Source organism: Halorubrum sp. SD612, from assembly GCF_002135005.1.
In genome coordinates, this window is record NZ_NEWI01000107.1 from 1 (window position 1) to 9,745 (window position 9,745).

The 9,745-nt window shown below is 70.6% G+C and carries 12 protein-coding genes and 1 pseudogene; 8 read left to right on the forward strand and 5 right to left on the reverse strand.

Features of this window, described 5'->3' with window-relative positions; translation table 11 throughout:
- The coding region (locus tag B9G38_RS11895; RefSeq protein ID WP_086220504.1) for a TIGR04206 family protein at positions 1-479 on the reverse strand (479 nt) is incomplete at its 3' end.
- Positions 480-612: 133 nt separating this feature from the next.
- On the opposite strand from B9G38_RS11895, the gene B9G38_RS11900 reads away from it, so the two are divergent.
- Entirely contained in the window at positions 613-1,380 is a 768-nt protein-coding gene (locus B9G38_RS11900) for a hypothetical protein (protein WP_049929691.1), read from the forward strand.
- A 31-nt stretch (positions 1,381-1,411) separates the two neighbouring features.
- Complete coding sequence (locus B9G38_RS11905) at positions 1,412-1,708, forward strand: hypothetical protein (protein ID WP_086220505.1); 297 nt, start codon at positions 1,412-1,414, stop codon at positions 1,706-1,708.
- A 27-nt stretch (positions 1,709-1,735) separates the two neighbouring features.
- On the opposite strand, the gene B9G38_RS11910 is transcribed toward B9G38_RS11905, so the two are convergent.
- Positions 1,736-1,999, reverse strand: a complete 264-nt coding sequence (locus tag B9G38_RS11910; protein WP_086220506.1) for a hypothetical protein — start codon at positions 1,997-1,999, stop codon at positions 1,736-1,738.
- Positions 2,000-2,159: 160 nt separating this feature from the next.
- The gene (locus B9G38_RS11915) at positions 2,160-3,503 is read right to left on the reverse strand and encodes an alkaline phosphatase family protein (protein ID WP_049929693.1); all 1,344 of its coding nucleotides are present in this window, start codon (positions 3,501-3,503) and stop codon (positions 2,160-2,162) included.
- 135 nt (positions 3,504-3,638) lie between these two features.
- Between B9G38_RS11915 and B9G38_RS11920 the strand changes: the two genes are divergently transcribed.
- Positions 3,639-4,610, forward strand: a complete 972-nt coding sequence (locus B9G38_RS11920; protein WP_086220507.1) for a phosphoadenosine phosphosulfate reductase family protein — start codon at positions 3,639-3,641, stop codon at positions 4,608-4,610.
- Positions 4,611-4,646: 36 nt separating this feature from the next.
- Here B9G38_RS11920 and B9G38_RS11925 read toward each other — a convergent pair whose 3' ends face one another.
- Positions 4,647-5,900, reverse strand: coding sequence for a trans-acting enoyl reductase family protein (locus B9G38_RS11925; protein WP_086220508.1), 1,254 nt, complete (start codon positions 5,898-5,900; stop codon positions 4,647-4,649).
- Between the two features lie 132 nt (positions 5,901-6,032).
- Here B9G38_RS11925 and B9G38_RS11930 point away from each other — a divergent pair, with 132 nt between their 5' ends.
- From B9G38_RS11930 to B9G38_RS11940, 3 genes are all read left to right on the forward strand, one after another.
- Positions 6,033-6,296: a hypothetical protein gene (locus B9G38_RS11930; RefSeq protein WP_049929695.1), complete on the forward strand. Its 264-nt coding sequence runs from the start codon at positions 6,033-6,035 to the stop codon at positions 6,294-6,296.
- Positions 6,289-6,498: a hypothetical protein gene (locus tag B9G38_RS11935; protein WP_049911035.1), complete on the forward strand. Its 210-nt coding sequence runs from the start codon at positions 6,289-6,291 to the stop codon at positions 6,496-6,498. Before B9G38_RS11930 ends, B9G38_RS11935 begins: the two co-directional genes overlap by 8 nt.
- Before the next feature lie 170 nt (positions 6,499-6,668).
- Positions 6,669-7,673 (forward strand): arsenic resistance protein, encoded by a 1,005-nt coding sequence (locus B9G38_RS11940; RefSeq protein WP_086220509.1) that lies wholly within the window; start codon positions 6,669-6,671, stop codon positions 7,671-7,673.
- 60 nt (positions 7,674-7,733) lie between these two features.
- On the opposite strand, the gene B9G38_RS11945 is transcribed toward B9G38_RS11940, so the two are convergent.
- The gene (locus B9G38_RS11945; protein ID WP_086220510.1) at positions 7,734-8,645 is read right to left on the reverse strand and encodes an NAD-dependent epimerase/dehydratase family protein; all 912 of its coding nucleotides are present in this window, start codon (positions 8,643-8,645) and stop codon (positions 7,734-7,736) included.
- Positions 8,646-8,774: 129 nt separating this feature from the next.
- Between B9G38_RS11945 and B9G38_RS11950 the strand changes: the two genes are divergently transcribed.
- Positions 8,775-9,134 carry a hypothetical protein gene (locus B9G38_RS11950; RefSeq protein WP_086220511.1) on the forward strand — a complete coding sequence of 120 codons (360 nt, stop codon included), beginning with the start codon at positions 8,775-8,777 and terminating at the stop codon, positions 9,132-9,134.
- A 238-nt stretch (positions 9,135-9,372) separates the two neighbouring features.
- Positions 9,373-9,745: pseudogene (locus B9G38_RS11955) on the forward strand (phosphoglucosamine mutase); the annotation flags it as partial.

Here is a 9,745-nt window from a genome sequence, read left to right on the forward strand (position 1 = left end):
CCCAGCCCCGCGGCGACCCACAGCGTCGCGGCCGCGGCGAACACGAGCAGGCCGCCGGTGACCCGCCGGTCCTCGCGACCGAGCGCGACTCCGCCCGTGGCGCTCCCGAGCGCGAGCAGGTGGAACCCGACGGCGAGCGGCCACGCGCGGATCGACGGAGGGAGCGTCGCGAACGGCCGCGGCTGGTCGAGGAAGTACGACCACACCGGGTACCCGCCGATCCCGCCGTCGGCGCCGAGCGTCACGAATCCCCAGAGGCTCACCAGCGTCGCGGTCCCGTCGCCGCCGGGCACGACCGCCATCGGGACCGCGAGCAACGCGGCGGCGAGGAGCCATTCGACGCGCCCGCTGGTCGACGGGCCGTCCGACTTCGACGCGGGTCGGGGCCTCGATTCCGCCTCCGGCCGTGCGGTCGATTCGGCCGGCGACTGCGACCCCGACCCTGCCCCCGACCCCGAAGCGCCGTCCGGTCTCTCCATGCGAGCGGTTCGACGCCCGGAAGTAAGTATGGTCGGGGCGTCGGGGCGGCGGTGCGTCGGGTCGGCGGTGCGTCGGCGCCGCCGCGCGAGCGGTCCCCGTCAAGCGTAACTCATCGCCGCCCGTAAGCAGGGTGTGAACACTGACGACGGCGGCCACCACGACGCGGCGGTCGACGCGCTGGCGGCGCGAGCGTACGAGCGGGCGGGCGACCGCTACACCCGCGGGGGGCGACGCGTGCTGGCCGACCCGCGGCCGGAGGTCGACCCCTTCGAGCCCGACGAGAAGGGGTGGATCGGACAGGGGCTCCAACAGCTGCTCGCCGCGGCGGTCGCGTACCGCGTCGCGGGCGCCGACGGTCGCGCGACCCAGCGCGCGGTCGAGGGGATCGCCGCGAGCCGCGACTTCGGGCGCGTCCTCGACGAGCCGGGGCAGGGGGCCTGCCTGAGCGAGTTCGTCGCAGACTTCCGGGTCGCCGGCGGGCTGGGCGGCGCCGACGACGCGTACGACGACGCGGCGGCGCGCTACGAGGCGGCGGGCGACGGCGTCGACGCGCCGCAGGCGCTCGCGACGACGCCGCTCTTCGAGGCCGCGGCCGCGACGATCAAGCAGGTCGCGCGGGGGCAGGCGGACGGCGAGATCGCGATCAAGTGGGAGGACCTCCACGGCGCCGACCCCGACCGCCCGGGCGATTTCCTCGCGCACCGCGCCCGATTCAAGAAGCAGCGGTTCCGCGGCCTGATCGAGCGCGCGGTTGATGACGGCCACCTCGCCGCGCCCCGAGGGACGACCGAGTACAACAACGACGGGAACCGCTGTCCGAACTGCGGGTCGACCCACGTGAACTGGGCCGGCACCGGGATCCTCTGTCTGCGGTGTTCGACGCCGACCGAGAGCATTTAACAGTCGGAGTCGAACCGGCCGATCGACACCGATGTCGCCCTCCATTCCCTCGTTCGGGAGCGACGAGCGGTCGGACCTCCCGTCCGACCACCTCGCGGTCGACGCGACGGGAGCGTACGTCGCGGAGAACTCGGGCGGATTCAACGATCCCACCCGGGGGCGCATGGTCGCGCTCGGTTCCGGCGGGTCCATGCGGTGGGAGGCGCCGTTTCCCGACGAGATCGAACCGCGGGCCCTGTTCGCCATCGGCGGCCGACTGGTCGCCGTCGAGCGCGAGAACGCGTACGCGTTCCGCGCGGCCCCGGGCGAGCGCTGGTCGCCGCTGTGAGGACTGTGAGTCCGGGGCGTCGTCCGGCTACGCGGTGAGCGCGTCGAGCACATCCGAGACGGAGAACGTCGTGTTGGGCTGCCGTAGTCGGTCGATCGGAATCCACCGCGAGACGTGTTCGGTCCCTCGCTCCGGTTCAACGAGCGCGAACGAATCGCCGCCATACGGCCATTCCTCAGCGATTCGACCCTCGTAGACGCGCCACACCTCGTGGGCAGGCTCCCCGCCGCGCTCGAAGACGCGCTCGAAGGTACCGACCGCCGTCGGGTCGAGCGGCTCCACGCCGAGCATCTCGTCGAACTCGCGGACGACCCCCTCGCGGCTGTGTTCGTCGAACGGCGCCGAGCGCGACGAAGCGAACGCCGTCGGTCATCACACGCGATACGCCGTCCGCCCGGAGGGTGAGCGTGTCGGATACGCCCGCCGCGGGACGACGGCGTCGGCGAGGTCGCTACGACAGCAGGCTCTCGCCGTCGAACTCGGCGTCGGCGTCGACGTCGAGCAGGTCGAGCACCGTCGGCGTCACGTCGAAGAGGTTCGCGTCGGCCAGGTCGAGGTCTGGATCGGTCGCGTACAGCAGCGAGTTCTCGAACTTGTGCATCCCGTTGCGCGGTCCCTCGGTGAACACCGCCTCCTTGCCGGAGAAGCCCGACTTGAGGTCGAACCCGTCCGCGGGGATGACGACCAGGTCGGGGGCGATGTCGTCGTGGGCGCCGTCGAAGGCGTCCTCGCCTTTCACGATCCGCTTACACACCTGTCGGCCGTCGGGGCCGGTGAGCGATTCGAGGTCGTCGATGAGCTCCTCGCGCGTCGCCTCGTACTCGTCCTCGGGCACGACGCCGTTCGGCTCGCGGCCCTCCACGTTGAGGTAGAAGCGCCCGGGAATGAGCGAGTACGCGCGCGCCTCGTCGTCGATATCGGTCAGCGAATCGTGGTCGTCGTCCTCGTATGAGAGCCACCCCTCGTCGGCGAGGAACTGGTTACAGTTCACCTCCCACTCCAGCCGGGTGAAGCCGTGGTCGGAGGCGACGACCAGGGTGGTGTCGTCGTCGAGCGAGTCGCGGATCGCACCGATGTACTCGTCGAGCGTGCGGTAGAACTCGAGGAACTCCTCGGCGTACTCGCCGTCCGTCGCGTAGTCGCCGAAGAGGAAGTGGTTCACGCGGTCGGTGCTCATGAACACGCCGAAAAAGAGGTCCCAGTCGTCCTCGGCGAGGTAGTGGTCGAACGCCTCGTACCGGGCGTCGAGGGTCGCGTGCGCGTCTTCGATGAACTCCGTCTTGTCGTCGTCGTGGCCGAGCTTGGCGTTGACGTCGATCTTGTAGTCGAAGCCGTCGAGCGTCTCGCGGAGCGACTCGTCGCTCGTAGCCGACTCGAGGTCGGGCGAGAGGAAGCCGGAGGCCATCCGCTGGATCCGCGTCGAGGGCGGGAAGGTGACCGGGACGTTGAGGACGGTCGCGTCGCGCCCGGCGTCGGTGACGCGGTCCCACAGCCGGGTCGCCTGTACGTGGCGCCCGAGCGGGACGTACGTCTCGTAGGAGTCGACCTCGCGGTCCTGGAAGCCGTACACGCCCGTTTCGCCGGGGTTCACGCCGGTCGTGAGGCTCGGCCAGCAGGCGCTCGACTCCGGCGGCACGATGCTCTCCAACCGCCCGCCGGAGCCGGTCTCGGCGATGTCGGTCAGGTTCTCGAAGACTTCCGGGTGGTCCTCGACGAGGTCGAGCGGTACGCCGTCGATGCCGAGGAAGACGACGCGGTCGTCGTCCTCGCCGCGGAGCCGGTCGAACAGACCCATGACCGACGATTCCGGGGCGGTCGGCATATCCCTTGTGTTCCGCGAGGGCGCGGCGACGACGGCCCGGCAACGGACCGGCGGCCCCCGGCCGCGATTCAGAAGGCCTATTTCCTTTCGCGGCGACATCTCGGGCGTATGAGCGACGACTTCCCGGCGAGCGTCGACGTCGATTACGCCGACGGCGAGGGGGAGACCCCCGACGACTACCCGTCGATCCAGCACAAAATCGAGAAGGCGGTCGAGGTCACGCGCCGCGGGCTCGAACAGTACGACAATCCCGCCGTGATGTGGACGGGCGGGAAAGACTCCACGCTGACGCTGTACTTCATCAATCAGGTGGCCGAGGAGTACGGCTACGAGAAGCCGACGGCCGTGTTCATCGACCACTTCCAGCACTTCGACTCGATCACCGACTTCGTCGAGCACTGGGCGGACGAGTGGGGGATCGACCTCGTGTACGCCCGCAACGACGATGTGGGCGCGTACGTCGAGGAACACGGCCTCGAACCCGGCGACGACATCCCCGTCGACGCGCTCTCGGAGCACAACCAGCACCACATCCGAGAGATCCTCGAGTTCGAGGAGGACACGTTCCCGTTCCTGCTCGACACCTACGTCGGCAACCACCTGCTGAAGACGGTCGCGCTCAACGACGCCCTCGAGGAGTACGACATCGACGGCGTCATCTCCGGCGTCCGCTGGGACGAGCAAGAGGCCCGCGCCGACGAGACGTTCTTCTCGCCGCGCCACGACCCCGACCTGTTCCCGCCGCACGACCGCATCCAGCCTATCCTCCAGTTCGCCGAGGCCGACGTGTGGGACGCCTTCTGGAACTTCGTCGTTCCCGACACCGTCGAGGCGTTCCCCGACGAGGGGTACATCCCGCAGGCCGACGACGACCTGCCGGAGGGTGTCACGCAGGAGGACATCCCGATCTCGCCGAAGTACTTCGCCGGGTTCCGCTCGCTCGGCAGCGAGGTCTCGACCGAGAAGACGACCGAGGAGCCCGCCTGGCTCCAGAACCTCGAAGGCACGACCGAGCGCGCCGGCCGCGCCCAGGACAAGGAGGACCTGATGGAGCGCCTGCGCGACCTCGGCTACATGTAATCGACGGGCGGGAGCGGTCCGCCCGATACGCTTCTTTTACGACTCGCCGACCGCTGCGGTGAACCCCACGTCGCGGAGTCGCTCCGCGAGCGGGAGCCCGATCCCCGACGCCGGCGTCAACACGCCACCGTCGAACGGGGAGTCGACGTCGTCGCGCGCCAGACAGACGGCCGACTCGCCGAGCATCCGCGCCGTCGCGCCGTAGCCGGGGTCTCGGTCGGCCCCGAACTCGGCCTCGACGGTGAACGGCCCGTCAGCGCCCGTCCCGCGGCCCAACACCCGGATCAGGAAGCTCCCCGCTTCCGCCTCCTCCCGCGTCGGCCCCTCGCCGGGGTCGGGGAAGACGTAGCGCCGCAGCGCGTCGCGCACCGGCCCGACCGACATGGCCGCGGAGAACAGCCCGAGTCCGCCGGCGGCGGCGCTCGCGGTCGCCGCGCCGACCGGTCCCGACCCGGTCGGCACGACCTCTCCGCACTTGAACTCGCGGCCCCACGGGTAGCCGAGCAGGGCGTTGCTCCGCCGGACCACGCGCTCGTTCACCGGCGCCATCGGCGACGGGGCGGTCCACTCGCCCCGGAGCGGATCGCGCCGCGGCCAGCGCTGCTCGCCGGGGTCGACGCCGGTCCGCTCGCCGCGGGGGGCCAGCGAGTACGGGTTCCGGAGCGCCTCGCGGGCGAGCGGGTCGGTCGCGGCCGCCTCGAACAGCTCGCCGAAGCTCGCGAGCGTGCCGCCGCTGACGCTCCCGCTCCCGCCGTCGAGGTAGATCCGGACTGACTCGCAGGGCGCGCCGTGGGCCTCCGCCGCGAACGACTGGACGAGCAGCGTCCCGATGTCCGCCGGCACGGAGTCGAACCCGCAGCTGTGGACGATCCGCGCCTCGTTCTCGACGGCGGCCTCGTGGAACCGGTCGACCGTCTCGCGCACCCAGTTCACCTCGCCCGTGAGGTCGCAGTAGTCCGTCCCGGTCTCGACGCAGGCCTCGACCAGCGGCGTTCCGTACGCCGTGTACGGGCCGACCGTCGTACAGACGACCTCGGTGTCGCGGGCGATGGCGCGCAGGCTCTCCGGGTCGGTCGCGTCGCCGACGACGACGGGCACGTCGTCCCACGCGTCGCTCCGCCGCGTGAGGTCGTCGACGAGCGCGTCGAGCCGCTCTCGACTCCGCCCGCCGACGGCGAGCGAGAGGGCTTCGGGGTCGTATCGCTCGGTCAGGTACTCGGCCGCGAAGCGCCCGGCGACGCCGGTCGCGCCCCACACCACCACGTCGTGTTTCCGGTCCGCGTTCGACATCTATGAGCGCGTACGGGCCGGCCGCCTAAACCAACGGGGGTACGCGTCGCCGGAACCGGGACGCCGCCGAACCCGACGCGGCAGGACGCTGTGACGCGCTACCTCTTTACACTGGCAGCCGCAACGGATCGCATGGCCGTTGGCACTCGGTTATCACTACAGCTCGCCGACTTCGGCACCCGATCGCTCGTCACCCACGCGCTCATGGCGGTGGGGTTCGTCGGCGCGGTCGTCACGGGGTTGTTCGTCGACGGACAGCTCGGCGTCGTCTCGATGGCGGCGTTCATCAACTTCACCGCCGGCTTGTGGATCTGCCAGTCGATCCACTCGCTCGGCAACGCCGCCACCGAGGACGAGTATCAGGGCGTGCTCAAGGAGATATTAAATCGTGTCTAGCGAGCCCGGCATCGACACGGGCCGTTTCGGGCGAACGCTCGTGCTCATCGGCTTCGTCACGACCGTCTTCCTGTTTCTCATCGCCGAGCGCCTCTCCGGCGACACGTTCCGGATCGGCGCTATCGCGATCGGGACGGTGGCGCTGATCACCGCGATCACCGGATTCCTGATCGCCGCTGGCAGCGCGGTCGAGGGGCACTAGCCCGGCCGCGACCCGCGACGCGCCCGTCTCGACAGGAGCAGCCCCCGCGCGCTCGCGTCGCCGCACGCGTCGGCCCGCATCGCCGTGCGCGTCGGGCCGCGCCGGAAATTGTCGGGTCACCCGCGTTCTGCCCGAAATATTATTGTGTAGTAACCACAATAATATACACTATGATACGGCGGTTCCTCACAGGGATCAAGTCGAACCTGATCTACGTCGTGGTCGGGTCGCTGGCGGCGGGGCTGATCGTCGGGCAGTTCACCGGGGCGTCGTTCAAGCGACTCCTCCAGTCCGCGGTGGTCCCCGTGCTGTTCCTGATGATCTACCCGATGATGATCAACATCGACCTCAGGGAGGTGGTGAACGTCCGCAGCCACGCGCGGGTCGTCGCGCTCAGTCTCCTCGTCAACTTCGGGGTCGCCCCGCTACTCGCGGTCGGGCTCGCGCGGCTGTTCTTCGACGGGAGCGTCGGCTACGCGTTCGGGCTCTACTTCATCGCGCTCATCCTGACCTCCGGAATGACCGCCGCTTGGACCGGGCTCGCCAACGGCGACTTGGAGTCCGCGCTCGTGGCGATGGCGGTGAACCTGCTGGTCGCCGTCGCGGTCCTGCCGACGTACCTCGCCGCGCTGATCCCGGCGAGCGTCGGCTTCGACGCCGCCGCGCTGTACGGGCAGCTCGCCCGCGTGGTCGTCCTCCCGATGATCGCCGGCACGCTCACGCGGCGGGTGCTGCTCGGTCGGCTGGGCGCGGACGGGTTCAGGCGACTGAAGCCGACGCTCGGCGGGCTCAGCTCCTTCGGCGTCATGCTGATCGTGTTCATCGCCATGGCGATGCGATCCGAGAGCATTCTCGCCGACCCCGTCGCATCGGGGGCCACGATCGTCCCCATCGTGGCGTTCTACGCGCTCCTGCTCGCCGTCGGGTCGGGGCTCGGACGCGCGCTCCGGGACGCCGCCAGCGGCGTCGCGCTCGTGTACGCCACGAGCATGCGCAACCTCTCGATCGCGGTGGCGGTCGTCGTCGCCGCGCCGGCGGTCCCCGAGACCGCCGTGCTGCCGATCACGTTGGCCTACGTCGTCCAACCGCCGCTGGGCGCGGTGTATATGCACTACCGCCGCGACGTCGCCGACGGCGACGCGTCGCTCTCCGACGCGGTCGCCTCGATCATCTGAGCCGTCGAGCGGCCGGTCGTCGCCGGAGGCCGCGGCCCTCCCTACCGGGCCGTCGTCGCGCTACTGATACGGTTCGCAGACCCTCTCGACGCCCTCCTCGAAGCCGATCTCGGGCTCCCAGCCGGTGGCCTCGTGGAACGTCGAGTAGTCGGCCATCGTGTCGTGGACGTAGCCGTCGAACGGGCACTCGATGTACTCGGGGTCGACGTCCGTCCCGAGCGCGTCGTTGATCATCGCGACCATCTCGTTGAACGTGTACGCCTCCTGGGTGCCGACGTTGTACACGCCCGTCAGCTCGTGGTCGGCGGCGAGCTCGCAGGCGCGGGCCACGTCCGAGACGTGCGTGAAGTCGCGGGTCTGGCTCCCGTCGCCGAACAGCTCGGGCGCCTCGCCGGAGGCGATCGCGTCCGCGAACTGCGCGACCGTGTTCGCGTACTCGCCCTTGTGCTCCTCGTTGCCGCCGAAGCCCTGGTACACCGAGAAGAAGCGCAGGCCGGCCACGTTCATGTCGTGGTGGTTGGCGAAGTACTCGGCGTAGCGTTCGCGGGCGAGCTTCGACGCCTCGTAGGCGGTGTGCGCCTCCACGTCCATGTCGACGGGCGAGGGCTCGGTTCGGCTCCCATAGATCGAGGAGGTGGAGGCGTAGACGACCGTCTCACAGCCCGCTTCGCGGGCACGCTCGACAGCGTTGACGAACCCCTCGACGTTGACGCGGCAGCCGCGCTGGGGGTCGTTCTCGTGCATGTTCCGCGAGGAGAGCGCGGCGAGGTGGAAGACGACGTCGACGTCGACGGGGTAGTCGTCGTCGACCACGGAGGCCTCGACGAACTCGACGGCGTCGTCGAGGTTCTCGGCGGCGCCGAGGTAGAGGTCGTCGACGGCGATCACGTCGTTATCGACCGCGAGGCGGTTCGCGAGGTTCGAGCCGATGAACCCGGCGCCGCCCGTGACGAGGACGCGTTTGCCTTGCATGATCGAGTGTCCTCGGAGGCGACAATTCAGCGCTTCGGTTTCGCGGGAGCCCGGTGACGGCGGGCGGTCCGATCCCCGGCCGCGCGCGCCGAAAGCGACTTGATCGCGGCGTCGCTACCGTCGAGAGGGATGACGACCCGCGAGGCGGAACTGGTGATCGAGACGTGGCGCGTCCGCGAGCGGGACCTCCCGCGCGTCCCGCCGTCGGGCTGGGGAACCGTCGACCGGCTCCGCGCGGCGGTCTGTCTCGCGGTCGAGTGCGGCGTCGACGAGGTAGAGCGGGTCGACCCGTTCGCGGGCCCGGCGAGCGAGCGGGAGCGGTTCGCCGCGACGGTGACGGCGGACGCGGTCGACGACGACCTCGTCAGCGTCCGTCCCGCGCCCGCGGACGACGCCGACGCCGACGCGGACGCGACGCGCGGCGACGGGGAGTCGTTCGAGGAGACGACGGAACGGTTCGACCTCGACGACGCGCTCGACCGGCTCTGAGGCGTCCGCGTCCGGCCTCGAACTCGGGGCCGAGCCCGACGTTATCGGCGCCGACCGCGGTGTCGCCGCCGAGCGCCGCGACGCCGCCGCCGGGCGTCGCAAACACGCGCAGTCCGCTGATCGGTTCGGGGTCGAGGGCCGGACGCGAGTGTGCGGGTTCGATCGCGAGACGCCTCGAAGCGACTCGGGTCGGGCCGCCGTCCCGAACCGTCTTTGCGGTGGGTGTTGATGACCGCGTATGTTCGGAACAAGCGGCGTTCGCGGTCCGGTCGGCGAGGAGGTCACGGCCGACCTCGCGCTCGACGTGGGGCGCGCGCTCGCGACGGACGGCGCGGAGACGGTCGTGGTCGGTCGGGACGCGCGAGACAGCGGCCGGATGCTCGCGCGGGCGCTCGTCGCCGGCCTCACGGAGTGCGGGAGCGACGCGATAGACGTCGGGGTCGAGGCGACGCCCACGGTCGCCCGCGCCGTCGTCCGGGAGGGCGCGGACGCCGGCGTCGTCGTCACGGCCTCGCACAACCCGGCGCCCGACAACGGGATCAAGCTCTGGACCGAATCGGGCCGCGCGTTCGGCGAAGGCGAACGACGACGACTCGACGACCTCGGCGATC

Coding starts and splice junctions, on each gene's coding strand:
- B9G38_RS11925 (WP_086220508.1), bottom strand. CDS start 5,900: ATGTCGAACGCGGACCGGAAACACGACGTGGTGGTGTGGGGCGCGACC.
- B9G38_RS11945 (WP_086220510.1), bottom strand. CDS start 8,645: ATGCAAGGCAAACGCGTCCTCGTCACGGGCGGCGCCGGGTTCATCGGC.
- B9G38_RS11915 (WP_049929693.1), bottom strand. CDS start 3,503: ATGGGTCTGTTCGACCGGCTCCGCGGCGAGGACGACGACCGCGTCGTC.
- B9G38_RS11950 (WP_086220511.1), top strand. CDS start 8,775: ATGACGACCCGCGAGGCGGAACTGGTGATCGAGACGTGGCGCGTCCGC.
- B9G38_RS11940 (WP_086220509.1), top strand. CDS start 6,669: ATGATACGGCGGTTCCTCACAGGGATCAAGTCGAACCTGATCTACGTC.
- B9G38_RS11920 (WP_086220507.1), top strand. CDS start 3,639: ATGAGCGACGACTTCCCGGCGAGCGTCGACGTCGATTACGCCGACGGC.
- B9G38_RS11905 (WP_086220505.1), top strand. CDS start 1,412: ATGTCGCCCTCCATTCCCTCGTTCGGGAGCGACGAGCGGTCGGACCTC.
- B9G38_RS11910 (WP_086220506.1), bottom strand. CDS start 1,999: ATGCTCGGCGTGGAGCCGCTCGACCCGACGGCGGTCGGTACCTTCGAG.
- B9G38_RS11930 (WP_049929695.1), top strand. CDS start 6,033: ATGGCCGTTGGCACTCGGTTATCACTACAGCTCGCCGACTTCGGCACC.